General features: G+C 63.6%; 21 protein-coding genes. 8 read left to right on the top strand and 13 right to left on the bottom strand.

Translation table 11 applies throughout. The features are described from left to right. Positions 1-58 precede the first annotated feature (58 nt). The 10 genes from QTL98_RS21235 to QTL98_RS21280 all read right to left on the bottom strand — a co-directional run bounded on the left by QTL98_RS21235 (position 59) and on the right by QTL98_RS21280 (position 11,171). On the bottom strand, positions 59-748 hold the full coding sequence (locus tag QTL98_RS21235) for a LuxR C-terminal-related transcriptional regulator (protein ID WP_445682814.1): 690 nt from the start codon (positions 746-748) through the stop codon (positions 59-61). 160 nt (positions 749-908) lie between these two features. Continuing rightward, positions 909-1,862, bottom strand: a complete 954-nt coding sequence (locus QTL98_RS21240; protein ID WP_445682815.1) for an ABC transporter permease — start codon at positions 1,860-1,862, stop codon at positions 909-911. Further along, positions 1,852-2,790, bottom strand: coding sequence for an ABC transporter ATP-binding protein (locus QTL98_RS21245; RefSeq protein WP_445682816.1), 939 nt, complete (start codon positions 2,788-2,790; stop codon positions 1,852-1,854). Before QTL98_RS21245 ends, QTL98_RS21240 begins: the two co-directional genes overlap by 11 nt. Beyond that, positions 2,787-3,968 carry an NEW3 domain-containing protein gene (locus tag QTL98_RS21250; RefSeq protein WP_445682817.1) on the bottom strand — a complete coding sequence of 394 codons (1,182 nt, stop codon included), beginning with the start codon at positions 3,966-3,968 and terminating at the stop codon, positions 2,787-2,789. Before QTL98_RS21250 ends, QTL98_RS21245 begins: the two co-directional genes overlap by 4 nt. Before the next feature lie 456 nt (positions 3,969-4,424). Beyond that, complete coding sequence (locus QTL98_RS21255) at positions 4,425-5,435, bottom strand: quaternary amine ABC transporter ATP-binding protein (protein WP_445682903.1); 1,011 nt, start codon at positions 5,433-5,435, stop codon at positions 4,425-4,427. 86 nt (positions 5,436-5,521) lie between these two features. After that, positions 5,522-6,394 carry an ABC transporter permease gene (locus QTL98_RS21260; RefSeq protein ID WP_445682818.1) on the bottom strand — a complete coding sequence of 291 codons (873 nt, stop codon included), beginning with the start codon at positions 6,392-6,394 and terminating at the stop codon, positions 5,522-5,524. 99 nt (positions 6,395-6,493) lie between these two features. Further along, positions 6,494-7,477, bottom strand: coding sequence for an ABC transporter substrate-binding protein (locus tag QTL98_RS21265; RefSeq protein WP_445682819.1), 984 nt, complete (start codon positions 7,475-7,477; stop codon positions 6,494-6,496). Positions 7,478-7,873: 396 nt separating this feature from the next. Further along, positions 7,874-9,166, bottom strand: a complete 1,293-nt coding sequence (locus QTL98_RS21270) for a pentapeptide repeat-containing protein (protein ID WP_445682820.1) — start codon at positions 9,164-9,166, stop codon at positions 7,874-7,876. Positions 9,167-9,350: 184 nt separating this feature from the next. Beyond that, positions 9,351-10,730: a methyl-accepting chemotaxis protein gene (locus tag QTL98_RS21275; protein ID WP_445682821.1), complete on the bottom strand. Its 1,380-nt coding sequence runs from the start codon at positions 10,728-10,730 to the stop codon at positions 9,351-9,353. Positions 10,731-10,880: 150 nt separating this feature from the next. After that, a complete protein-coding gene (locus QTL98_RS21280) occupies positions 10,881-11,171 on the bottom strand; it encodes a hypothetical protein (protein ID WP_445682822.1) in 291 nt (96 codons plus the stop codon). Between the two features lie 174 nt (positions 11,172-11,345). Here QTL98_RS21280 and QTL98_RS21285 point away from each other — a divergent pair, with 174 nt between their 5' ends. Both QTL98_RS21285 and QTL98_RS21290 read left to right on the top strand, forming a co-directional pair. Then, complete coding sequence (locus tag QTL98_RS21285; protein ID WP_445682823.1) at positions 11,346-11,702, top strand: helix-turn-helix domain-containing protein; 357 nt, start codon at positions 11,346-11,348, stop codon at positions 11,700-11,702. Between the two features lie 93 nt (positions 11,703-11,795). Then, positions 11,796-12,008 carry a hypothetical protein gene (locus QTL98_RS21290; RefSeq protein ID WP_445682824.1) on the top strand — a complete coding sequence of 71 codons (213 nt, stop codon included), beginning with the start codon at positions 11,796-11,798 and terminating at the stop codon, positions 12,006-12,008. Between the two features lie 81 nt (positions 12,009-12,089). On the opposite strand, the gene QTL98_RS21295 is transcribed toward QTL98_RS21290, so the two are convergent. Both QTL98_RS21295 and QTL98_RS21300 read right to left on the bottom strand, forming a co-directional pair. Next, positions 12,090-13,412: a UDP-glucose dehydrogenase family protein gene (locus QTL98_RS21295; protein ID WP_445682825.1), complete on the bottom strand. Its 1,323-nt coding sequence runs from the start codon at positions 13,410-13,412 to the stop codon at positions 12,090-12,092. A gap of 112 nt (positions 13,413-13,524) precedes the next feature. Then, entirely contained in the window at positions 13,525-15,822 is a 2,298-nt protein-coding gene (locus tag QTL98_RS21300; RefSeq protein WP_445682826.1) for a heavy metal translocating P-type ATPase, read from the bottom strand. Between the two features lie 180 nt (positions 15,823-16,002). Here QTL98_RS21300 and QTL98_RS21305 point away from each other — a divergent pair, with 180 nt between their 5' ends. Genes QTL98_RS21305 through QTL98_RS21320 form a run of 4 tightly spaced genes read left to right on the top strand, consistent with a single transcriptional unit; the run spans position 16,003 to position 19,653 of the window. Beyond that, positions 16,003-17,358 (top strand): hypothetical protein, encoded by a 1,356-nt coding sequence (locus QTL98_RS21305; RefSeq protein ID WP_445682827.1) that lies wholly within the window; start codon positions 16,003-16,005, stop codon positions 17,356-17,358. Further along, positions 17,355-17,975 (top strand): phosphoribosyltransferase family protein, encoded by a 621-nt coding sequence (locus tag QTL98_RS21310; protein ID WP_445682828.1) that lies wholly within the window; start codon positions 17,355-17,357, stop codon positions 17,973-17,975. The genes QTL98_RS21305 and QTL98_RS21310 overlap by 4 nt, the downstream gene beginning before the upstream one ends. Beyond that, positions 17,923-18,651 carry an HAD family hydrolase gene (locus QTL98_RS21315; protein ID WP_445682829.1) on the top strand — a complete coding sequence of 243 codons (729 nt, stop codon included), beginning with the start codon at positions 17,923-17,925 and terminating at the stop codon, positions 18,649-18,651. The genes QTL98_RS21310 and QTL98_RS21315 overlap by 53 nt, the downstream gene beginning before the upstream one ends. Before the next feature lie 21 nt (positions 18,652-18,672). Next, positions 18,673-19,653, top strand: a complete 981-nt coding sequence (locus tag QTL98_RS21320) for a polysaccharide pyruvyl transferase family protein (protein ID WP_445682830.1) — start codon at positions 18,673-18,675, stop codon at positions 19,651-19,653. An 82-nt stretch (positions 19,654-19,735) separates the two neighbouring features. Here QTL98_RS21320 and QTL98_RS21325 read toward each other — a convergent pair whose 3' ends face one another. After that, positions 19,736-22,054: an acyltransferase family protein gene (locus tag QTL98_RS21325; protein WP_445682831.1), complete on the bottom strand. Its 2,319-nt coding sequence runs from the start codon at positions 22,052-22,054 to the stop codon at positions 19,736-19,738. Between the two features lie 383 nt (positions 22,055-22,437). On the opposite strand from QTL98_RS21325, the gene QTL98_RS21330 reads away from it, so the two are divergent. Both QTL98_RS21330 and QTL98_RS21335 read left to right on the top strand, forming a co-directional pair. Beyond that, a complete protein-coding gene (locus QTL98_RS21330) occupies positions 22,438-23,808 on the top strand; it encodes a lipopolysaccharide biosynthesis protein (protein ID WP_445682832.1) in 1,371 nt (456 codons plus the stop codon). Continuing rightward, positions 23,805-24,200 (top strand): hypothetical protein, encoded by a 396-nt coding sequence (locus QTL98_RS21335; protein WP_445682833.1) that lies wholly within the window; start codon positions 23,805-23,807, stop codon positions 24,198-24,200. Before QTL98_RS21330 ends, QTL98_RS21335 begins: the two co-directional genes overlap by 4 nt. Positions 24,201-24,214 lie beyond the last annotated feature (14 nt).

Raw genomic sequence — 24,214 nt, forward strand, 5'->3', positions numbered from 1 at the left:
CCCGGGCCCGGGAACGACCGCACCCCGCCTTCAGGAAACATCCGCGCCCCGGGCAGAGTCATCTGGCCAGCAGGCCCCGGGCGTTCGCTTCGTAGATGGCCTCCGCCTTCGAGTTTACTTCGAGCTTGGCGTAGATGCGGCGCACGAAAGTCGAGACGGTGTGGTGCGAGACCGACATCAGGGCAGCAATCTCGACCGTTGTAAATCCTTTGGTGATGTACTCCAGCACCTCGCGTTCGCGCAGCGACAGGCTGTTGCGGGAGGTCGGTGCGCTTGCAGCGGGTGCTTCTTCCTCCGGCTGGTAACCGTCGCGGAAACGCAGCAGGATCTTGCGGGCAATAAGCGGGCTGATCGGGCTGCCACCGGCATGCAAGGTGCGGATTTCATTGAGCATGCTGGGCGGTGCGCTGTCTTTCAGCAGATAGCCCGCTGCGCCCGCCATCAGTGACTGCATGACATGCAGCTCGTCCCCGAAGGTGGTGCTGACCATGATGTTGCAGGTGGGCCATCTTTCATGCGCGGCGGCGATGATGTCGATGCCCGAGCCGTCCGGCAGGCCGAGATCGACGATAAGGACGTCAACCGGCGGGGCATCCATCAGCATCATGCCTTCGGTGCGGGAGCCGGCAATGGCCAGCAGCGCCATGTCCGGCGCTGCCTCAAGCGCGCCCACCATCGCCCGCTGGAAGCTCAGATCATCATCCACGAGATAGATCGTGATCTGGTTGGGGTTTCTGGGGTGACGCATCGGGGGCCTGCGATCTGCCTGATCTCTCTTCTGCCCGCATCTTCCCACATCGGGCCGGGCCCGTATGTCCCCTGTTTTGGGGACAGGGGACGGATACAAAAAGAAAAGGCGCCTGCCGGTGGTTCGGCAGGCGCCCCGAGTTTCGACAGGAGACTTCCTTCTAGGCCCGGATTTCCTGCCGCTGGAACGACAGGTAGGCGATGGTGTAGACGACCAGCATGCCGGCGATCAGGCTGGCAAGCTGCGGCCAGATCAGGATGGCGCTCTGGCCGAAGGGCAGGGGCGCGCCCATGACAGCCCCTTGAAGCTGGCTATAGAAGATGATGCCGAGCGCCCGGGTCGCCGGGTTCAGCAACGCCAGCGTTACCTCGCCGAACAGCGTGCTGGGCGAAAGACGCGCCAGCGCATGGGCAATTTCCGCCTGATGCACCGCCGTTGACGGGTCAAACGGATCGATCGGCACAAATGCACCGGCCGCCAGCGGTGCCAGCATGCCCCAGAACAGGGTCAGCACCAGCCACAGGGTCAGGGCGGCAAGGGCCGAGGTGGCTGGCGCCCGGAACAGGGTGGAAAACAGCATGGAAGCGGCCAGCCACACGCCGGAATAGACCAGCGAGGTGAGCAGGAAGGCAAAGCTGCGCAGCACCTCCTCACCCGATGGCGGCAGGCCCAGCAGCAGGATGCCCATGCCCGAGATCATCAGCCACAGCGTCACGAGGCAGATGGCGATGACCATGAGCGCGCCGAGGAACTTGCCGGCCAGCAGCGCGTCCCGGTAGATCGGCTGGGAGAGAATGCGGCTCATGGTGCGGCGGCTATATTCGCCATTCACCGCATCGAAGCCGAGCGCGATGCCGATCAGCGGCAGTAGGAAGCCGAGAAAGGCCATGAAGGACGGCAGCGGATCGCGGGCCGTGGTAAAGAGGCGCAGGAACAGGAACGGGTCCTGTCCCACCGTTTCCTTGATCTGGCCGATGGCGCCGTAAATCGACCCGATGGCGGTGAGGATGACGAGCAGCATGACCAGATGCATGCGCGGGCTCGCCATGTGATCGGCCGCTTCCTTGAAGGCGACGACCGAGAGGCCCTTGAAGGGCGAACCTTCACGCCGCATGGTCCACCTGCTCGAAATAACGCACATAAACCTCGTCGAGGCTGGAGCGGTCCATGGACAGGCGCTTGAGCTCGCCGCCCGCCGCAACAATCGCGGCGGCAAGGGCTCCGCGCACATCGCTGCGGGCATCGACCCGCACCGCCCCGTTGCTGAGGCGGCTGGCCTGCGACACGCCCTCCACTGTGCGGGCAACCGCCGGTACGTCGCAGCCCTCGGCCTCCAGCTCGATGACGTAGGAGCCGCCCAGCACCTTGCCGGCCAGCTCGCTGACCTTGCCGACCAGCCCGACCTTGCCCTGGTGGAAGAGCGCAACGCGCGAGCACACGCTCTGCACCATGGAAAGCAGGTGGGAGGAGAGCACGATGGTCATGCCCTCCCGTGCCAGCGTGCCGATCAGCTCCAGCAGTTCCTGTGTCGATTGCGGGTCGAGGCCGGAGGTGGGCTCGTCAAGAATGGCAAGCTCGCAGCCCTTGACCAGCAGATCGGCGATGCCGAGGCGCTGGCGCATGCCGCGGGAGAAGGTGCTGACGCGCTTTTGGGCGACATGCGGCAGGCGCACCCGCTCCAGCGCGGCAGCGATACGGCGGGTGGCGTCCTGCTGCTCAAGGCCGGCAAGGCGCGCGGTGTAGGCAAGGTTCTCCCACGCGCTCATATGGTCATAAAAGCCGACGGCATCCGGCAGATAACCGACCCGCGATTTTACCACCAGCGGCTCACGCAGCGGATCCCGCCCCAGCACCTTCACGCTGCCTTCCGTAGGTTCGGTAAGGCCGAGCAGCAGCAGGATGGTTGTCGTCTTGCCGGCCCCGTTGGGGCCGAGCAGGCCGAAGACTTCTCCCTTCATCACCGTCAGATCAAGCGCGTCAACCGCTATCGCCGGGCCGTAGCGCTTGGAGAGGCCTCTGGCCTCGATGACGGGCGTGCTCACCGCCGACCGTACCGGGTGACAGCAAAGGCCAGTACGATGACGGCCGCCGCGATGATCAGAAGGCCGACAATGCCCCACACGGTGGAGGTGGTGACTGTCACACGCAGGTCAGCATGGTCGGAGACGCCGTCACCGGCGGAATTGACGTTGACCATATAGTCGCCGGCAATCGCCTTGTCGGACGGGGTGACGTGCAGCGCGATCTTCTGGTCTGCGCCCGGGCCCAGTTCGTCGAGCGACTTGGGGTCGGCTTCAACCTTCCAGCCGGACGGGGTGTTTGCCGAAATCTTCAGGTTCTTGGCCGGAGCCGTGCCGGTGTTGCTGACGGTAAAGCTGAAGGTCGCTTCCTTGCCGGCCTCGGCCTGACCCGAAAGGCGGCCATCCTCGGCAGTGAGCGACATGGTGGGCTGGCCGGTGACATCAAGGCCAAGCTGCGTACTGCCTTGTGTTTTGGCGTCGGCGGCACTGACGGTCACGGCATATTTGCCGGCAGCCAGATCGGCCGGCGGCTTGATGGCAACCTTGACTGTCTTGGTCTCGCCCGCCTTGAAGGGCAGGGACGAGATTTCTTGGCTGCCATACTGCTCGGTAAAGGTCGTGCCGAAGCCGGGCGGGGCGTCCGCCACGAGGTTGAGCGTTGCCTCCTCCGGGCTGTCATTATGGATGGAGACGTCATACTCGAACTTGGAGCGCGGGGTGCCGCGCAGCGAGGGCAGTTTGGGGTCGAGGGTAATCTCGTCGGGGCTGGCAGCGCCCAGCGTCACGGTGATGGGCAGCTTCAGCGTCTCGCCATCATCGGCCTTGCCGATGACGGTAAAATCATAATTGCCCGGCTTTACACCCTCGGGCGGGGTCAGCTTGAGATCAAGAAGGCGCTTGTCATCCGGCCCCACCATCGCGGCGGCAATCTGCTTACTGCCGCCGTCGATCTGCCATTTCCAGGCATCGGGCAGTCCTTCAAGCGAAAAGCCGACCCGCACAGGCGGCAGGTTGGAGTTGGCAAGCGTCAGGGACAGTGTGGCGGTATCGCCCATATGCTCCGTCACGGCCGGATAGTCGGTCGTGAGCCAGAGGCCGGTGGGCTTGGCGGTCGGCTGGTCGGCAAGGGCGGCACCGGCCATCAGGGCCATGCTGCCGGCAAGGACGACGGCCGGAAAAAGGCGGCCAGATAGGGTCATCACGTCACTCCCGTATTCTTTGGTCGAGTTGTGAGCGAAGCCACCGCAAGGGCGTGAGGAGGAGCCCTTGCGGTGACCGTCGGACGTCCCCTGCAAACGTCTGTAATGGGTTGTGAGTCAGGAATGTGTCCAGAAACTGGCCAAGTAAAATTAGAAAAATATGCCCACCATAAAGCGACTTTTATCGGATGATCTGCTTTGAAAACTGTTGTTTGAATGCGAAAAACGCGGATGGCGTGGTTGTTGGCCGGTCTGAATAAGTTTGAAATTGAAATTTTTATTTTACGTTCTGGCGCAGTTCTGAAAATTTCCTGCCCGGAGCAGAATAGCCAATATTTTCACTGCACATGCCGATGTATGAGCGAGAAAAATCCCCAATAAAAAAACACCCCGCCACGGTGCTTCCGTGGCGGGGTGCTGCCGAATGTCGCGCCTGCGGCGCGCGGACGCAGGCGACTAGTTGCCAACGCCCGGCGTATAGCGGGCAAGCGCCTTGATGACCTGCTTGGCCGTCACCCGGCCAATCTGGTTTCCGGCCTCGTCCGTAACGCCAACCCATTGATGTTCCGCAAAAAGCGGCAGCACATCCTCGCAGCGCGCATCCTGCGAGACGCAGAGTTCGCAAGGTTCGGTCGCGCCACGCTCCATGATGGAACGCACATGGATGGCGCGGGCCTTGTTAACGTCCCGCACGAACTCCTCGATGTGCTCGTTGGCGGGGCGCAGCACGATATCCTCGGGCTTGCCCTGCTGAACGACGGCACCGTCCTTCAGCACCGCGATGCGGTCGCCGATTTTCAGCGCCTCATCGAAATCATGGGTGATGAAGAGGATGGTCTTGTGCAGGCTCTTCTGCAGGTTGATGAGCTCATCCTGCATGCCGGAACGGATCAGCGGATCAAGAGCCGAGAAAGCCTCGTCCATCAGGATGATATCGGTATCGAGCGCAAGCGCCCGGGCGAGGCCGACACGCTGCTGCTGGCCGCCGGAGAGCTGCTGCGGGCGGGAGTTCTCGTAACCGGCAAGGCCGACGGTCTCGATCCACTTTGCCGCCGCTTCCTGCCGTTCCTTCTTGCCCACGCCGCTGACTTCGAGACCGTAGGCCACATTGTCCAGCACGGAGCGGTGCGGCAGCAGGCCGAACTTCTGGAACACCATCGCCACCTTGGTGCGGCGGAAGGTGCGCAGATCGTCGAGCGACATCTTGAGGACGTCCTTGCCGCCGACGATGATCTCGCCGGAGGTAGGCTCGATCAGACGGTTGACGTGGCGGATGAGCGTGGACTTGCCGGAGCCGGAAAGGCCCATGACCACGTAGATCTGGTTGTGGCCAATTTCCAGCGACACATTGTCGAGGCCGACAACGTTGCCGGTTTCGGCCTGAACTTCAGTTTTGGATTTGCCTTCCTGCAGCATGTTCAGGGCGCGCTGCGGATTCTCACCAAAAATCTTGGTGACGCCGCGCATGCTGATGGCGGTTTCGCTTTCGGCCTGAGCCGCTGTAGTGGGCGCCGCCGGGCGGTTTTTTTCCGTCGTCATGTCGGTGGTCATGCTCATGGGCGGGCCTCCACCAGTCCGATGCGCGCCTGAAGCTGGCGGCCGAACGCCTGGGTTATGCGGTCAAAGATGATGGCGAGAACGACGATGCCGAGGCCAGCGAACAGGCCGCGGCTGACTTCGAGCCGGCCGATGCCCTGCAGCACCTGGTATCCCAGCCCGCCGGCGCCGATCATCGAGGCGATGACCACCATGGCAAGCGCCATCATCGTCGTCTGGTTGATGCCCGCGAGGATGGTGGGCAGGGCGAGCGGGATCTGTACGCCCATCAGGCGCTGGCCCGGTGTGGTGCCGAAGGCACGCGATGCCTCCATCACGGCCGGATCGACCGAGCGCAGGCCAAGATCGCTGAGGCGCACGAGGGGCGGCGCCGCATAGACGATGGTGGCGATAAGCGCCGGGATTTTGCCGGGCCCGAAGATCATCACCGTCGGGATCAGATAGACGAAGCTTGGCAGTGTCTGCATCAGGTCGAGGATCGGCGTCAGCACGTGGCGTACGCGCACGGAGCGCGACATGGCAACACCGACGGGGATGGAAATGATGATGGCCGTCAGCGTGGCGGCAATCATCAGCGCCATCGTCGCCATGGCATCGCGCCACAGGTCCATCACGCCGAGGAAGAGCAGGGAGATCGCGACGACGGCCGGCAGCGGCCAGCGGCGGGTCGCCCGCCAGGCAATGGCGGTGAGTACCAGCACGATGACCCACCAGGGGGTGGCCACGAGCAGCTTTTCGATGAGGTTGAGGAGGACCAGCAGCGGGTGGGCCGCTGCCTCGAACTGGGTGCCCCAATTGGCAACGACCCAGTTGAGCCCTTCGTCAATCGCGCGCCGCAGCGGGCGGGTGTCGATAATATCCGGAAACATCAGGGATCACTTTCTATCAACGGCCAAAAGCGGCCGGGCACCTCGCCCGGCCGCTTTCTCGTCAGGCTTTCCCGAAGCGGTCGGGAAAGCCGCTGGTCGTCAGAGCGCAGCCTTTACCTTGGCCGCGGCCTCGGGTGTCACCCACTTGCTCCACACATCTTCCTCGGTCTTGAGGAAGTTGATGGCGGTTGCTTCGGCATCAGCCTTGTTTTCATCGCCATAGACGAGGATGGCGCTGATCTGGTTGTTGGTGAGGCCGACCTTGGAGAAATAGTCGGCGATCTTCGGGGCATCCTTCTTCACCCATGCGGCGGCACCGACGATGGCGGGCGAGGACGGATAGTCCGTCTTGCCCGGCGGGTTGGCGCAATCCGGGTTGGTGTTGCAGGCATAGACTTCCTTGTCGGCCGGCGGCATGTCGAGCTTTACAGCATCATACTTGCCGAGGATGGCCGTCGGGCCCCAGTAGTAGAACAGGATCGGCTGCTTGCGCAGGAAGGCGCGGGCGATGGAGGCGTCAAGCGCGCCGCCGGAGCCCGGGGAGAACAGGTTCCACTTGCCATCCATGTCATAGGCCTTGAAGAGGGCCGAGGTGGAAAGCTCGCAGGCCCAGCCCGGCGGGCAGGAATAAAGCCGGCCCTTGCTGGGATCCTCCGGATCCGGGAACAGTTCGGGGTGCTTCACCACATCCGCGGCGCTCTTGAGGTCGGGATGCGCGTCGGCAATGTATTTGGGGATGAACCAGCCTTCCACGGTGCCATCGGTAATGGCATCGGCAAGCTTCACCACCTTGCCTTCCTCGATGCCCTTGGCCCAGGGCTTCTCGATGGCGCTTGTCCACAGCTCGGGCGCGACGGCCGGCTGGCCGCGGCTCAGCATGGAGGAAGACGTCGGGACGGTATCGCCCGTCACCAGCTTGACGTCACAGCCATAACCCTTGCCGAGGATGAAGGCGTGGATATGCGCGAGAGCGGCCGCGGAGGGCCAGGTCATCTCGGCAATATCGATTGTGCGGTCGGTTCCGCAGCTTTTCGCGTCAGCATGGGCGGGCAGGCTGGCCGCTGCACTTAGGGCAAGCGTCATCGCAGCCAGAATCCCTTTCCAGCTTGAACTCATTGGATAATCTCCAGATGTCTATCAGTATCGGAGCGCAGGGTATGGATGATAATCCGGATGGTCAAACCATAATGGGCAATTCAAAATAACAAAACTTTGAATATTATGAGATTTATGAACTCATGTTTTTGAAAAAGTTATTATCGGTGTTTCTATTTTGATTGTGTTACCGTCAAAACTGGATCCAAGAATTTTATCGTATGAGTTTTTTAGTATTAAGTATACGGGTGCCGATCGGGTGCCTGGATAGAGTATTTGGCCATTAAAAAGCCCGCCGTTTGCCACAAACAGCCGCGGTCGCCCCTGCCGGAGTCCGGGCTTCTGGCAAGGGAACGGGCGGCGGATGCAGAAGGAGCCGGCGGCTCAATCCTTGTCGTCGAAGACAGTCCGCACCAGGCTGGCGCCGTCAAAGCTCGCTCCCATGATGCGGGCGCCGCTGAAATGGGCATCGTCGAGCTGGGCGTGATTGAAGCGGGCGCCGCGCAGGTCGGCCGCTTCGGCATCGAGGCCGGTGCCTTGCAGGCTGGTGAAATTACCATCCTGCAGACTGGCGTTAATGGCGATGGCCCAGCTGAAATTGGTGGTGACGATCTTGCCTGTCACCAGTTGCATCGGGGTGGCGTCGACGGCCTTCAGCGAGGCGCCGCCCAGGCTGGCACGGCTGAAATTGGCGCCCTTGATCACGGCATGGTCAATGATGGCACAGCGCAGATCGGCGTGGATGAGCTGCGTCATGATGAGTTCGCAGCCGGCGAGGTTCGCACCAAGCAGGACCGAACCGGAAAGGCGTGCGGCCGCCAGCGAGGCGCCGCCGAAATCATGGCCGCGCAGGTCGAAACCGGAAAGGTCGAGCTGCTCGCCCTGACTGCCCCGGCTGCCGAGCCAGGCCGAATGAGCGGCAAGGGCGGCATCGAGACCGCCCGGCATTTCGTCAACAGCCCGGCCTCGCGGCCCGTCAGTAACGGCAGTGCGCAGGTTGACGCCGTCCATGGTGGCCGCCGTCAGCACTACGCCCAGCATGACAGTTCCTGAAACGCGGGCGCCGGTCAGCACGCTGCCGCTGAGATCGGCATTGGTCATGATGGCGCCGGAGAGGTCGCAGCCAGTCAATTGGGCCTTTGTCAGCCGGGCGCCGACGAGCAGGGCGCCGTTCAGGATCGCGCCTTCCGCTTCCAGCCGCTCAGCGCTCACACGGGAGAGATTGGCATGGGTAAGGTCAGCCGCGCCGATGCTGCTGGCGCGGTGACGCGAGATGCCACCGGGCAGGAAACCGGCGGAGCGGCGCATGTCGGCATCGCTGAGATCGGCACCGACCAGCCTGGCGCGCACGAAACTGGCACCGCGCAGATCGGTGCGTGCGAGCACAGCATAGGAAAGGTTGGCCCGCTCGAAATCGCACAATACGAACCGGGCGCCGGTGCAGTCGCTGCGCGACAGGCGGGTGTCGCGGAAGCGGCAGCCCACAAATTCGGCGCCGCGCAGATCGCGCCCGGCAAGGCTGAGGCCGGAAATATCCGCATCGCTCAGCATGATGCGCTGCCCGCCGGTACGGTTCACAAAGCGCTCATGCGAAACACAGAGCGCATCGAGCTCGGTCTGGCTGAGGCGTTTGCGGGGGGCAAACGTATCGGACGTCTTGGCCGGGCGGGCAGGCATATCGGGCAGTGATTTCTCTTAAAAACCGGCAGCCGCCGGGACGAACTCAGAGATTTGACCGCGATGTTAGCGCCTGCGAAGCGGCGTTACCAAGCGTTTCCGGTTAAACGGACAAAGTGCGGTGAAACCGGCGCGGCCGGAGCTTTTTCGAAAGAAACTCCGGCCGGCTTGAAACCGCATAGCTTCAGGTGCCGCTGCGTACGCGCTCGATAAAGCCCTGGGCCCTGCTGCGCAGGGTGGCGGCATCGTCGGAGAGGGCGCGGGCGGCGCCCAGAACCTCGCCGGCACTGTGACCGGTACGGGCCACGGCCTCGTTCACACCGGCAATGTTTTCCGACACGTTGCGCGTGCCACCCGCAGCTTCTTCCACGCTGCGGGCGATGTCGCGGGTGGCGGCATTCTGCTGCTCGACGGCGCGGGAGATTTCTTCGGCCGATTCATGCATACGCGCGAAGAGATTGTTGATGAGTTCCATGGCCGAGACGGCTTCGGCTGTGGTGGCCTGCACGCGGCTCACCACATCGCTGATTTCCTGCGTGGCATGGCCGGTCTGGGTGGCGAGGTTTTTGACCTCCTGCGCCACCACGGCAAAGCCCTTGCCGGCCTCGCCGGCGCGCGCAGCCTCAATAGTGGCGTTAAGCGCTAGAAGGTTGGTCTGCTCGGCAATCTCGCGGATGAGGCCGACCGTGTTGCCAATCTGCGCGGCGGATTCCGCAAGGCCGTTGAGCGTGGTGTTGGTGGAGCGCACCGTATCCACGCCCTCACGCTCCACATCGTTGCGGGTGTTGAGCTGGCGGTTGATCTCGGTAATCGCGGCAGCCAGTTCCTCGGCGGCAGCGGCCACCTGGCTCACATTGGCCGAGGCGGTCTCGGCGGCGCTGGACACTGTGGCAGAACGCTGGCCGGTTTCATTGGCGACGGCGGAAAGCGACTGGGCGTGGCTGGTGAGCGTGCCGGAGCGGCCATCCAGCTCCTGTACCACGGCCATGAACTCGCGCTCAAACTCGGCGGCCATGCCGCCCAGCGTGCGGCGACGCTCTTCGGCCTGACGGGTTTCGTTTTCCCGCTGGGCCTGCTCGAGCCGGCGCTTTTCCAGCGTGTTTTCCTTAAGCACACCGACCGCGCGCGCCATGGCGCCCACTTCGTCGCCCTTGTCCAGGAACGGGATGGAGATATCGACGGCGCCGCGCGCCAGTTCGGACATCTGGCCGGTGAGCTCAACCATCGGGCCGACCACCTTGCGGTTGGTGAACCAGAAGAAGAACAGGCCGACGACCAGCAGCGTGGCGATGGTGGCGATGCTGCCGCCGGTCACCATAAGCTCCATACCCTTGACCGAGGTGCTAAGCTTGTCAGCGCCCGGGACCGTGCCGGAGGCCACCAGCGCGTCCCAGTCGCTATTGAAACTTGCGAGCGCCTTCAGCACGAAGACGGAGACCGTTGCGCCGCCGAGAGCGATCAGCAGCAGGATGGCGGCAACTGCCGAGCCCAGCTTGCGGATGGACAGGCCCGACGGGCGGGCCGGTGCGGAGGGGCTGCGGGCGGAAGCGGGCGAGGCAGTCATCAAATGTCTTTCCCGGTAAGGCGACGCCTGGACATCGTTAGTTGGCACGCAAGGGGCGGAAAGCCCGACGCGCCAGACTAGGCGCGGTTGCACTTTACGCCATGATTTAGATCATGCCAGCGCTCAATCCGCTTGTGCGTCTCTGCCCGATTATTCTGCGATTACCGTAATGTGTCGCAGCATCGCCGCGTGGAATTGCCGGATATAACGGCTGGCCGGCGAAGCCGGGTCACCCAGCACCATGGTGGGCGGCCGGGCGTTCTCCGCCGGCAGGTCGCAGCGGTAAAGGAAGCTGGCTTCGCCGGGCAGGGCCAGCTGGCCAAGCTTGAGCCCGCCATAAAGGGCCGCCGAGCGTTCGCAGGGAGGAGCCGGTTCCGGCAAGGGCAGCTCGCTCAGCGAGCAGGAAAGCCCGACACAGACCACAAGGCTGATCAGTCCCATATGCTGCCTCCTTCCCGATCGTCCGGGCAGCTCAGCGATGTTAAAATTATAGGACTTTTATCTTTTCCGAGCAATGGTTTCAGAAAATATGACCTGTTATGTTCGCGAACGAACTGGATATCGCAGATGCGAGAGAATATATAGGAAATAAAGCACATAAAGGGAAAGGCCGCCATGACGATCACACGCCAGCATGAAATTCGCGACCTCATCGGGGCGGAAACCTATGAAGCGCTTTGTAGAGCGCTGGCGGGAACAAGCCTCTATATTCCCAAGCGTCTCCGGGCCGGCAGCACGCTGGCCGCACTTGTCGGCCCGAAGCTGGCAGAGCGCCTTTCGGCGGCGTGTGGCGGCCAGACGCTTGAGCTGCCAACCGCGCGAGCCCGGCATAACCGCGATCTGGTGATGCGGCTGGCCGGGGAGGGTTGGACAACGGGAGATATCGCCCGGGCGAGCGGCCTCAGCCTCCGCCGGGTGCGGCAGATCAGGGCGGCATTTGTGGCCGACGGGGAAGGAAATTTTACCCACTAAATCTGCCGGGGTTGCGGCGTCAGGCTCTCGAGGTTGCCGCGCTGCGGCAGGACCTCCCTGCGGGGAATTGCCCTTCACGTAAAGGAGACGGAGATGACGGACAGCAAACCCTGGTGGCAATCCCGCACCTTGCTGGGTGCCTTCATCACGCTGGCCTCGGCGGCGGCGAGTGCCAGCGGGCTTCAGGTGGATAGTGCCCTGCAAGGCGATGTGATGAACACGGTGACGGCAGCTGGCAGTGTGGTCGGCGCTGCGATCTCGATCTGGGGTCGCCTGAAGGCCGACAGCAAGCTCTCGGCGAGCTGAATTCTGTACCGCCCATAAACAAAAACGCCTTCCCTCCGGATATCAGAGGGAAGGCGTTTTTGGATATTCCGGCGGTTTCGCCTAACCGGCGGCACGCACCGTGCGGCGGCCGAGGCTGTAATAGTCGAAGCCGGCTTCGGCCATCTCGTCCAGCGCATAGACGTTACGCAGATCGACCATCACCGGACGTTTGAGCAGGCGCTTGACCTCGGCAAGGTCGAGCGCGCGGAACTCGTTCCACTCGGTGAGGATGGCGACGACATCAGCCCCGTCGAGCGTGGCGTAGGTGCCATCCATCCAGTCGATGTTGGTCAAGAGCTTGCCGGCCTCATGCATGCCGGCCGGATCATAGGCGCGCACGCGGGCGCCTCGGCGCTGCAGCTCGGGAATGATGTCGAGGCTGGGGCTGTCGCGCATGTCGTCGGTGTTGGGCTTGAAGGTGACGCCAAGGATTGCGACCGTCTTGCCTTCCACATCGCCGCCGCAGGCATCGACAATGCGGTCGGTCATGGCGAGCTTGCGCGCGTCATTGACGGCAATGACCGTCTCGACGATGCGGGTTGGCGCGCCGCTGTCATGGGCGGTGCGGGCGAGCGCCTTGGTATCCTTGGGGAAACACGAGCCGCCATAACCCGGGCCGGGATGCAGGAACTTGGCGCCGATACGGCCATCAAGGCCGATGCCGCGCGCCACATCCTGCACGTCCGCGCCTACCTTCTCGCACAGATCGGCGATCTCGTTGATGAAGGTGATCTTGGTGGCGAGGAAGGCGTTGCCGGCATATTTGATGACTTCCGCCGTCTCCAGCGTAGTCAGGATCAGCGGCTTTTCACGCAGGGCAAGCGGGCGATAGAGCGTCTTCAGAACCTGAGCCGCGCGGTCGCCATTGGTGCCGACGACGATGCGGTCCGGCCGCATGAAGTCCTCGATGGCGGAGCCTTCGCGCAGGAATTCCGGGTTGGAGGCAACGTCGAAATCGGCGTCCGGGCGGCGGGTGCGCACGATGCGCTCGATCTCGCGGCCGGTGCCGACCGGCACGGTGGATTTGGTGACGATGACGCTGTAGCCGGTCAGCGAGTCAGCGATCTCGCCGGCAGCGGCATAGACATAGCTGAGATCGGCATGGCCGTCGCCGCGGCGGCTCGGCGTGCCGACGGCGATGAAGATGGCGTCGGCACCATCAACAGCCTCGGAAAGGCTGGTGGTGAAGCTGAGGCGGCCGGCAGCAACATTCTTGGCCACCAGCTGGTCGAGCCCCGGCTCATAGATCGGAATACGTCCGTCCTTGAGCGCGGCAATCTTGCTCTCGTCCTTGTCGACGCAGATGACGTTCCAGCCGAACTCCGAAAAGCAGGTGCCCGAAACCAGACCGACATAACCGGTGCCGATCATCGCGATACGCATCGCGGCGTCTCCCGTTCCCAATCACAACATATGGTGGGCAACCCTTACGCGGGATTTGTTACAGATGGAAGAGTGGCAGTGTCGCCGGGTTCTCAATGCCGGCACCCGGTCTTCAGACGGTCTCTTCGAGATTGTGGTAGATCGCCTCTTCCTCGGCGAAGTGAACCCGCAGGAGCGTATCAAGACCATAAAGGATACGTTGGGCCTCTTTCGTCAGGTCCGGGCTTTCCGGGCCACATACCTGCAGGCCTCTCACCATCTGGCCGAGTTGCCGGCAAAGGCGGTGGATTTCGCGATGCATGCCGCTCAACGGTGCCATCGCATCATCGCCGCCAAGCATGTCGGCAAGCCTGGGATAGAGCGCGGTCTCGTCTCCCTGCTCATGGACCAGCAGGCGGGTGCGTAGAAGTTCCTCAAGCTCAGCAAGCTGGTCCCGCAGGTCCGGTGCCGGGTGCGTTGAAAGCTGGTCGGCCATGGATCGTACCTGATCAGCGACCGGTGCCAGCTCCGCATGTTCCAGGCGCAGGCGCTCAACGTCGGCGGTGGTCAGGCCGGCCCGTCCGCCGCGCAGCGGCACACCCTGTATCGCCCGCAAGGCATTCAGGATGACGACGACATCGATTGCTTCCTGCAGCATGGCTCCGAAAAGGGGCGGAAGGTAACCGAGCGCTGCCACAAGCATGGCGGCGAAGGAGAGGCCCATGCCGGCCATGACGCTTTGGACCGCGATGCGGCGTGTGCGGCGGGCGATGGCGATCGCCTCGGCCAGCCGGTCAAGCCGGTCGACAAGCAGCACTATACCGGCAGCCTCCGATGACGCCGCGGTTCCTCTCGCGCCCATGGCGACGCCGACATCCGCAGCTGCCAGGGCGGGCGCATCGTTTACGCCGTCACCGACCATGATGACCGGTCCGGTAATGTCGGGCGCCTTGATGGCAGCGAGCTTGCCGGCCGGTGTTTGTTCAGCCAGCACAGCATCGACGCCCAGCAGGGCTCCGACACTTTCCGCAGCGGCGCGCCGGTCTCCGGTAACCATGATCAGTCGCCCAATCCCCGCCTTGCGCAGCAGTCGCAGGGCGCGGGGGGTCTCGGGCCGGATCTCGTCGGCCAGCAGCAACACCCCGGCAAGCGTGCCATTGATGGCCACATAGACGGTGGCCAGTCCGTCATGGTCCGCCCTGCCCGGCCGGAAATGGTGCTGGTCGCCGGTCGTCAGGAATTCAGAAACATGAGCAAGGCTGCCGACAGCGACGGCGTGCCCTTCGACCATGCCGCTCAACCCGCGCCCCGGCACTTCCTCGACCCGGAGCGGCGGCGATAGCTCGATGTTCCGTGCCCTGGCGGCGGCAACCACCGCGTCGGCAATAATGTGCTGGGAAGCCTGGTCCAGCGAAGCGGCAAGGCGAAGGACCTCTGCGGCCGGGTGGGCCGGCACGGTTTCGATCGCGACAAGCCGTGCCATACCGCCGGTCAGCGTGCCGGTTTTGTCGAAGAACAGCGTTTTTGCCTCGGCCAGTTTTTCCAGTATGCCCCCGCCTTTGACGAGCACACCGCGCCGGGCGCAGCTGGAGATGCCGGAGACGATGGCGACGGGTACGGCAAGGATCAGGGGGCAGGGCGTGGCGACCACAAGCACGGCAAGTGCCCGCAGCGGGGAGCCGCTTATGAGCCAGGCTGTAGCGGCAAGGGCGAGGGACAGCGGAACGAACAGCAAGGCATAGCGGTCTGCAAGGCGCGAGGCCGGCGCCTTGGAGCGCTTTGCCGCCTCCACGAGGCGCACGATGCCGGCAAAACTACTGTCGGCGGCAGTGGCGCTGGCCACCATATCGAAGGGTTTGGCGGCATTGACGCTGCCGCTGCGAATGGCGTCTCCGGCGATATGCCGGACGGGCAGGGGCTCGCCTGTCAGCATCGATTCATCGAGGACGACGCTCTCTCCGGCAACATGACCATCAACCGGAACAACCTCACCGGTGCGGACCAGCAGGCGGTTTCCGGGCGATACCTCCTTCAGGGCAACCTGCTCCAGATGGCCATCCCGATAGAGATTTGCGGAGTGGGGAGCCCGGGCAAGCAGTGCCGACATTTCGCGTCCGGCGCGTGCCTCGGCCCAACTCTCCAGCACCTGCCCGCCGGTGACCATCAATCCGATAACCGAGCCGGCGAGCGTTTCGCCCAGCGCCAGCGCTCCCGCCATTGAAAGCAGGGCGATGACATCGACACCGGCCTCGGCACGCAGAAATCCACGGATGATGCTGACGGCCAGTGCGGCGAGAACCGGTGCCGTGCCGGCAAGCCAGATCATATCCGCGGCATGCGGCTGGCCGTTAAGCCAGGCTCCTGCACCGGTGACCAGCGCTACCGCACAAAAAGCAAGGAAAGCGATGTTGGCGGTCTGCCGTGTGATCATGGGCCATCCCCAGGTCCGCTCCGGCACCTGAGGCCACCGGAAACATGCAGCCCGATGATAGCTGAAACCGGAGGAGCGGCAGCGTGACATGGATCAAACCCGCGCCCTGCCGCGGCCCATGCCTCACGGCCACACATTGATCACAACCGAAAACGCCGGCTGCGTGGTTGTGATAGTGTCATGAGCGAAGCCATCTCATTTGCCGGCAGCGGCCCTGATCGAGACCAGATACCCGTTGTCGCAACGGGCGTCAGCAATATCGATATGCCTGCTTTCGCCGCGTTTTTTGCGCTGAGTGCCGTCTTTTATCTCGGCATCTATACGCTGGAAGCGCCGGTTCGCTACGGCCTTTACCTCGTGGGCAAGGACAGCCTGATCCTGCTGCGCGACGGGTTGATGTTCGGCCCGCTTGTCGTCCTCGCTCTGGTTCAGCTGACAACAACGAGACTGCATCCGGCCTTTCTGGCGGCAGGCGTTCTGATGACCTTTCACGGCCTGGTGCTGGTCGGAACCCAGGGCAGCCTCATGGGGGCCGCCTATGGCGCCAAGATCCTCATGAATGTGCTGTTCGGCTTCTTTGCCGCCGGCCTGCTGATCGCGCCGCGTGGGTGGGTGCTGAAAGCCTTTGTGGTTTTCTGGGTGCTGATCCTGATCGGCGCGCTGCTCGACAAGTTCGTCATGACGTTCCCCTGGACGGGCATGGCGACGGTTGTCGGCGATCTTAGCGTCGACGTGTCCAAGGACTGGCAGATCTCCGATCCGTTTGCGCGCCGTGTGGCCGGTTTTACCCGTAGCTCCATTGCCGTCGCTGCCGTGCTGCCGTGCCTCAGCATCGTTCTGATGTGCCGCTTGAAGAATGTCTGGGCCCGTGCGGCCATCGCCCTGCCGGCCCTGGCGGGTGTGTTTCTCAGCACGCAGAAAGGCTCGCTTATCGCCTTTTTGCCCATCGCCGCCATCCTGTGCCTTCCGGCTGCCCTGCGCCTTGCCTGGCTGCGTATCTGCTTCGTGGCCTTTCTGGTGCTGGCCGCCGGCCTGCCGCTCTTCACCCACGGGCTCAGTCTCGACCATGGCAGGGGGGTGTTCAGCATGGAATCCCTCTATCTGCGCATCGTCTACACCTGGCCCGACGCCTGGGCCTGGATCGAGCATCACCAGATGATGTGGTTTGGCGTCGGTCTGGGCGGCATCGGCGGTCCGCAGCGCCTCTATGCGCCGGACCAGTTCAATCCGACCGACAATATCGCCCTGCTGCTCTACGCCTATTTTGGCCTGTTCGCGCTTCTCTACCTCGCTTTTATCGTCCGGCTGGCGCTTCGCCCCGCGACCGGAGACCTGCCGCGGGTAGAAGCTGCACTCGCCATCCTCGCCTTCGCTTTCGGCTACGGCATCGTGCTGTCTCTGATCGAAGACCAGTCCGCCTCCCTTTTCCTCGGAGCGGCCCTGGGGACCTTGTGGCTTGAGACTGCCCCGCGCGGTTCAGTTTCCGGGCCGGCTCATGGCGTCCCCTTCGCCTACCAGAATGGAGAGTTTCGATGAACCAGACCTTGCGGATACCCCGGCCGTCCGGGGTGCTCAGCCTCGACCGGGACGGCTTTGACGGGGCCTGCGCGTCACTCATGGAACGCGCCCTGGAGGAGGGTACCCCTGACGCCCTGATCGGTATTCGTACCGGCGGTCTTTATGTGGCGGAGGCGATGGCCCGCTCCCAGCAGGGCCGGATACCGGTGCTGTCGATAACCTGCCGACGGGCAACGAGCTCCTACAAGCCTGGTGCCGGAATGCTGAAGTCGCTGGTCAGCAGCTTGCCGCGCCCTGTCGTCGACAAGCTGCGCGTCTGGGAACATGCGATGCTCACCAGCCGGCCCCGACCGGCGCCGTCCGGCGAGTACCGGTTCGATGCGGAAGAGCTGGCGCAGCTTGACCGCTGTCTCTCCGAAGCCGGGCCTTCGCCGTCGCTGCTGATCGTCGATGATGCGGTCGACACCGGCGCCACGCTTTACCGGGTTAAGGAAGCGGTGCTCGACAGGGCGCCGTCCTCGGCCCGCATCCGCTCGGCGGTGATTACCGTCACGACGTCCGATCCCATGGCCGCGCCCGATCTTGCTCTCTATCACGGCCAGCTTTGCCGTTTCCCGTGGTCGCTCGATGCATAGGGTATTGGTCTTCGACCTCGATGGCACGGTGCTCAGCGTCAACAGCTTTCCCTTGTGGGCGATGCATCTGCTGCGCGCACGTTTTGCACATCTCGGGCTGGTGCAGCGCCTCGGAGTGAGCCTGCGTGCCGGTGGGGTGCTTGCCGCCCGCAAGGCAAGGCTGATCGGCCACGAAGCGTTCAAATGGCGCCTGCAGCAGCTCTGGCAGCAGGCCGTAGCAGGTGATGGTGGCGTTGCCGAACGCGCTTTTGCGCAGCACCTCGTCTCCTATGTCCGGCCGGAACTGACGGGTGTGCTCAAGGCGGTCAGCGAGGGCCGGGTCGATGCCGTCCTGGCAACGGCCGCGGCTGGCGATTATGCGCAGGCGCTGGGGCAGGCTCTCGGCTTTCGCCATGTTCTGGCGACGCCCCGGGACCGGTCGGCCAGCACGCCGAGCACTGTCGGGGTGCACAAGCGCGATGCCGTGCTGGCTTTCCTTGCCGAACGTGGCTGGCAGGGCCGGCCCATCACCTTCTTTACCGACCATGAAGATGACCTGCCGCTGATCCGCATCAGCCACATGGTCTACTGGTTCGGGGAAAGTCGCCGGAGCGCTGCCCTGAACGGCTGCACCGCCGAAATCGTTCAACCTCATGACCTGCGGGAATTTTCCCTGATGCCCGTTGCGGCGCAGTGAACCCTTAACCTGGAGAACGCCATGCCGATCAACATGTTCGATACCGCTATCGACAGCGATAATCTGGGTGATCATTTCATCATGGATGCAGTGTGGGAGGCGGTGCGCCCACTTTTCCCGGAAGAAGAATTTATCCGCACTCCGACCCACCGCCGCGCGACCCTTGCGGAGCTGCGCGAGGGGCGCAAGGCACCGCTTTCCTTTGTGGGCGGTACCAACATTCTGAAATCGCACATGCTGGTGCGCGGTAACTGGCGGATCACGCCGCTTGATTACTTCAACTGGCGTGACGTCGTGCTTGTCGGCGTCGGCTGGCAGCAATATGGCCGCTCCGGCCCCGATGCCGCGACGCGGCTCTTCTTCCGCCGGGTGCTGTCTAAGAAATGGCTGCACTCCGTGCGCGACATGCACACCTTCGAGCATCTGCGTCCCCATGTGCCGAACGTTCTCTACACCGCCTGTCCGACCATGTGGATGCTGGATGATGCGCATTGCCGGAGCATTCCGGTGCGCAAGGCGCAGGATGTCGTCTTCGCCGTGACCTATTACCGTCCGGCGCCGGAAGAAGATCGCAAGGTCTTTGAAATGCTGAAGCGCCACTACCGCACGGTCTATGTCTGGCCGCAGCAGGAAGAAGATTTGCCTTATCTCGACGAGATCGGGGTTTCCGGCTACGTGCCGATTGCCCCCGACGTGGCGACCTATGACCGGCTGCTGGCGAGCGAGGATGTGGATTTTGTCGGGGCAAGGCTGCATGGCGGCATCCGTGCGCTTCAGCATCGCCGCCGGGCACTCATCATCCCCGTCGACAACCGTGCGACCGAAATCAGCGTTTCGACTGCACTGCCTGTTGCTTCCCGCTCAGAGCCAGAGGTTATCGAGCGTTGGATCACGCAGCCGGGCCCGATGAACCTTACCTTGCCGGTGGAAGCGATCGAGCGCTGGAAGGGTCAGTTCCGGCACCTGGCTGCGGCGCCGTTCGCGGCGGCTGCTTCCTTCTGACGCCGGATTTCTCCAGAAAAAACCCCCGCTCCATATGGAGCGGGGGTTTTTTTGTACCGAGGCCTGGCCGATAAGGCTGCCGTCAGGCGTTCACCGGTATCGCCGCACTGCCCGGATCAATCCGGTCGGGCCGGATGGCGGCCTGATAGATGCGCATGAGGTCGGCTACATGCCGCTCACCGCTGCGGCTGTCGGACCAGAAGGCCTGGTACGCGGCGTCGCCGGCGGCAGCAATCAGGACATCATCCTCGATCATTGCCAGGCAGCGTGCCAGATCGTCGGCGTCACCGCTTCGGAAGCGCCAACCGGTAATACCTTCCTCAATGCGCTCGGCAGCGGCGGAGATGTCGCTGACGATGGCAGGCACGCCGCAGGCCGCCGCCTCGCTGACCGTCAGCCCGAAAGCCTCGTACCAGAGGCTGGGGAAAACCAGGCAGCGGGCGCGGCTCAACTGGGCGCGAATTTCCGACATGCCGACCCAGCCGGTGACCGTCATGCCCGGGATCTGTTCGATCTCGGCGCGCAGGGGGCCGTCGCCCACGAAGGTAACGCCAAGGCCCATACGTTCGGCCACCTGAGCCAGCAGCCTCACACCCTTTTCCTCGTCCAGCCGGCCGAGGCAGAGGATGGTGCGGTTGCTTGCCACCGGTGCCGGCGCAACACGCGGCATGTCGATGGGGTTTGGCAGCCGATGCAGGCGGGCACGCCGCGGCAGGAACGGGGAGAGGATGGTCGCGGACCGTTCCGAAAGGGCGATATAGTGCTCGACGGAGGCGGGGAAGCGGCCGGCCATGAGCTGGATGAGGCCGCGGGTGACCCGGAACAGCTTGTGGACATGAGCCCGCTTGTCGCAGCGGGTGGCAATGCAGCCCACTGAAAGCGGGCGCAGGGCGCAAGGTTCGGCCTTGCGGTAGTTGAAGAAAGCGCCGTTGGGGCAGGCGGCATAAAAGTCATGCAGGGTGCAGATCACCGGCATGCCGAGCCGCCGAGCCGCGAGGACCGGGCTGGTCGTCAGGGCCTTGGTGTAGCCGTGCAGATGCACGATGACATTGTCCGCCGGCAAGGGGCGCAGGATCTCCGCCACACGCCGTGCTGCCTTGAAGTTCCACAGTCCCTGCAACGCTGCACCGGGGTGGCGGCCGACATCGAGCAGCTGATGCTGATCGAGGCAATGGACGGTGAGGGGCGCGGTGCGCAGCTCCTCGCACACCGGCCCCACGGCGCCGACAAAAATGACCTCGACGCCGGAATGCGCCAGCCGGACCGCCTCGTCGATGGCGACTTTGCTGGCGCCGCCCTGCACGTGGCAAAAATCATTGAGCATGACCACGGTAAAGGGCCGGGTGGTGGCTGGCTTTGCCGCTGGCAACGGGCTGGCCGCATGTCGTCTCGGCCGAAGACGGCGGATGAGGTCGCGGCCGAGAGCGATGCCCGGCGCCTCCACGGTGCGTTCGACAACGAAGGCCATGGCGACCACCAGCGCGATAATCGCTCCGAGCCCGATCAGGTCCGGCCGATAGAGGCCGAGCAGCAGGGAAAGCTGGATAGTGGGCGAATGCAGCAGATAGACGCCATAGGAGATGTCGGTCGTCATGCGCAGCCGGGGCGTCTTCAGCGCCAGCGTCACGACAAGCGCGGCCACGAGAACCGGATAGAGAACCGGCGGGCGGGAGTGCAGGAGGGCCGTGATTACGGCCAGCAGGCCGATGCTGAGCACAAGGCCGACAAGCCGGTTTTCAAACCGCAGGAAATGGCGCCAGCGATAGGCGGCAATGCCAAGCACGAAGAACTGCAACTGGCCGGGAAGCTGCTTGCCGAGGGTAAGATAGCCCATCCCGTCCATGACCTGCCGGTAGAGGATCGACAGTGCGAAGATGGCGGCCAGCACCGGCCATCCCCAGCGTTCGGTGAGGCGCCAGATCAGCGGGACGATCAGATAGAAAGCAAATTCGATCTTCAGCGTCCACAAGGCGGCGTTGAGGCTGGGGTCAACCAGTGCCGTCAGCACCCCGCTGCCGATATCGTGCTGCAGGAAGTTGGCGAAGACGGCGTTGGCCAGCAGATAGGTGCCCATCGAGCCGATATTGCCCGGGATGCCGCCGGGGGCCATCGCGCCCAGGGTAATGGTCTGGACGATGACGACGGCAATGTAGAGCGGGTAGATGCGGAACAGGCGCTTGATGAAGAAGCGCAGCAGGTCGGGATCGCGGTCGAAACTGTTGGTGACCAGATAGCCGCTGACAACGAAGAAACATTCAACCGCCAGCGCCGCATAATTATAGGGCCAGGGCGGAGATTCTATGCCGACGAACGCCTTGAAGTGGCCGAGGACCACCAGCAGGGCAAGTCCCAGACGAAGAGGGGTGAAGTTGTTATCGGCAAAGCCTTTTTCGTGGCTCATCAAAACCTCCTCGCACGGCTCATGCCGGGGTGGAACGGCTGGCGCACCGGCAAAGGGCGCATCATGGAAACCGGATCGGTCCGGGAGTATCCCGGCTGCCTGCCAGGCAATCGCGGCCAGTAGCCTTTGCTCAACCGACAAAAGCCGCAGTGGCTCCTGCGGCAAATGCCGGAAAATCGGATGTGCCCATAAGCCAGTAATCGTGCGGATGAATTAAGGGCTGATTTCTCATCGAAATCTTTAGGGCAGAGGGCGTGGACCATGTTGTGATCATGCTGTGACCCGCCGAATTTCACGGTTCGCGATGATCTCCAGGGTGTTATGGCGTCGTTACACCAACAGGAGATGACCCGACGGGGATGATGATGCGGGAAGATGTGTCCGTGATTGAACCGGCCCTTGGGCGATGGCGGCGACTGGTATCGCCGCGCGAGCAGACGCGGCGGCTGAAGGGCCTTCTGGAAGCGCGGCCGTTCCTGCGCAATGTCTCCATCATGCTGAGCGGGTCAGCCGGCGGCCAGATGGTCAGTATCCTGCTGTCGCCGCTACTGACCCGGCTTTATACGCCCCAGCAATTCGGCATCCTGAGCGTCTATTCGGCGCTGCTGACCATTCTCGTCGTCATCGCCTCGCTGCGTTACGAACTGGCGCTGCCGCTGGCGCGTACGGATCGTGATGCACTCAATCTGGTGGGTGTTTGCGGTGGGGTGTTGCTGGTGACCACCGCGGCCATCGGGCTCGTCGCCTTTCTGGTGCCCACACCCGTCGTGCAGGCATTGTGGACCACGCCGCCGGAAAGCAGTGAGCTCCTGATCTATCGCGGCCTGCTCGTGCTCGGTTATTTCTGCCTTGGCGGTTATTACATCGCGCTGCAGCTGGCGACCCGCGCCAGCGCTTTTCCGGCGATCGCCAAAACACGCCTTGCCCAGGGCGTGGTAGGGCCGATCGGGCAGATCGGCCTTGCCCTGCTGGGTGCCGGTACGCCCGGCCTGCTGATCGGCAATATTCTCGGCCAGTCCGCCGGAACTTTCGGCCTTTTCGGCTGCGTCATCACCCGGCTGCGAAGCTTGCTGGAGGCGCTTTCCTGGCGCCGCATGATCGTGCTGGCGCGGCGTTATGTGCGTTTTCCGCTCATCAGCAGCTGGGCGGCGCTGATCGATGCGGCCGGCAGCAGCCAGCTGCTCTATCTGCTTGCCGCCGTCGCCTATTCACCGCATGTCGCCGGCTTTATCTTCCTTGTCGAGCGGGTGGTGTCGCGGCCGCTCAACATCGTCGGCACCTCCATCCTGCAGGTCTATATCGGCGAGGCAGGACGCATCGTTGCCAGCGATCCCGCCGCTCTCAAGCGGCGTTTCCGCCAGGTCGTCTCCCGCCAGTTCATGATGGCCGTTGCCTGGGTGCTGGTTGCCAACATTGCCGGCTCGCTGCTCTTCGCCACCGTGTTCGGCCAGCAGTGGGAGGAGGGCATCTTCTACCTGCGTGCGCTCAGCATTGGTTATCTGGCCCAGGCCGTGGTGCAGCCGGTTTTCCACACCCTCCAGATCCTCGAAAAACAGGGGCTGGCGGCTGGCTGGCAGATCGGGCGGCTGGTGCTGACGGTGACGGTCTTCATGGCCGGCACCCGCCTCGGGCTGGAACCCTGGTGGGGCATCGCCGGTTATAGCGCGGCGCAGGCCCTTTGCTGCCTCGTGCTGATCCTCATCATGGTGCGGGCCATCGATGCGCGCCGCAAACAGAAGGAGATGGCGCCATGAGGCCCGGTATTTTGCTGATCGGCTCTCTCGCCCTGGCCGCGCTGTCACCGGCGGTCCTGCCGTCGGCGGTACAGGCCGCGCCGTTCTGTGTCCGGGTCACCGGTCTTCCGGATCAGTGCCTTTATGCGGACCCGCAAGCCTGCCAGCGCGAAGCCGCACGTCAGGGCGGGCGCTGCGAAGCCAACCCCGCCGAAATCGAGGCCCCGGTCTCGGCTTTCAATTATTGTCTCGCCCAGGCGGGCGGCGTCATGTCCTGCGTCTATCCGGCTTTCTCGGATTGCGCGGGCGATGCCCGGCGGCTGGGCGGTGCCTGTGTGGCAGCAAGGCCGCTTGCACCACCCAACCCGGTCAAGCAGCCAGGTGTCGACCCTTATGGCGTCCAGCGCCCCTGAGGGGCGCCGGCACC

It is taken from the genome of Radicibacter daui (genome assembly GCA_030657355.1).
Lineage (GTDB): Bacteria > Pseudomonadota > Alphaproteobacteria > Radicibacterales > Radicibacteraceae > Radicibacter > Radicibacter daui.

Bases quoted from the DNA above. Each gene is read 5' to 3' on its own strand.
- QTL98_RS21255 (WP_445682903.1), bottom strand. From the start codon at position 5,435: ATGCGCGGCGTCACCAAGATTTTTGGTGAGAATCCGCAGCGCGCCCTG.
- QTL98_RS21325 (WP_445682831.1), bottom strand. From the start codon at position 22,054: ATGAGCCACGAAAAAGGCTTTGCCGATAACAACTTCACCCCTCTTCGT.
- QTL98_RS21270 (WP_445682820.1), bottom strand. From the start codon at position 9,166: ATGCCTGCCCGCCCGGCCAAGACGTCCGATACGTTTGCCCCCCGCAAA.
- QTL98_RS21305 (WP_445682827.1), top strand. From the start codon at position 16,003: ATGAGCGAAGCCATCTCATTTGCCGGCAGCGGCCCTGATCGAGACCAG.
- QTL98_RS21320 (WP_445682830.1), top strand. From the start codon at position 18,673: ATGCCGATCAACATGTTCGATACCGCTATCGACAGCGATAATCTGGGT.
- QTL98_RS21310 (WP_445682828.1), top strand. From the start codon at position 17,355: ATGAACCAGACCTTGCGGATACCCCGGCCGTCCGGGGTGCTCAGCCTC.
- QTL98_RS21280 (WP_445682822.1), bottom strand. From the start codon at position 11,171: ATGGGACTGATCAGCCTTGTGGTCTGTGTCGGGCTTTCCTGCTCGCTG.
- QTL98_RS21295 (WP_445682825.1), bottom strand. From the start codon at position 13,412: ATGCGTATCGCGATGATCGGCACCGGTTATGTCGGTCTGGTTTCGGGC.
- QTL98_RS21300 (WP_445682826.1), bottom strand. From the start codon at position 15,822: ATGATCACACGGCAGACCGCCAACATCGCTTTCCTTGCTTTTTGTGCG.
- QTL98_RS21275 (WP_445682821.1), bottom strand. From the start codon at position 10,730: ATGACTGCCTCGCCCGCTTCCGCCCGCAGCCCCTCCGCACCGGCCCGC.
- QTL98_RS21260 (WP_445682818.1), bottom strand. From the start codon at position 6,394: ATGTTTCCGGATATTATCGACACCCGCCCGCTGCGGCGCGCGATTGAC.
- QTL98_RS21290 (WP_445682824.1), top strand. From the start codon at position 11,796: ATGACGGACAGCAAACCCTGGTGGCAATCCCGCACCTTGCTGGGTGCC.
- QTL98_RS21240 (WP_445682815.1), bottom strand. From the start codon at position 1,862: ATGCGGCGTGAAGGTTCGCCCTTCAAGGGCCTCTCGGTCGTCGCCTTC.
- QTL98_RS21235 (WP_445682814.1), bottom strand. From the start codon at position 748: ATGCGTCACCCCAGAAACCCCAACCAGATCACGATCTATCTCGTGGAT.
- QTL98_RS21335 (WP_445682833.1), top strand. From the start codon at position 23,805: ATGAGGCCCGGTATTTTGCTGATCGGCTCTCTCGCCCTGGCCGCGCTG.
- QTL98_RS21265 (WP_445682819.1), bottom strand. From the start codon at position 7,477: ATGACGCTTGCCCTAAGTGCAGCGGCCAGCCTGCCCGCCCATGCTGAC.
- QTL98_RS21250 (WP_445682817.1), bottom strand. From the start codon at position 3,968: ATGACCCTATCTGGCCGCCTTTTTCCGGCCGTCGTCCTTGCCGGCAGC.
- QTL98_RS21285 (WP_445682823.1), top strand. From the start codon at position 11,346: ATGACGATCACACGCCAGCATGAAATTCGCGACCTCATCGGGGCGGAA.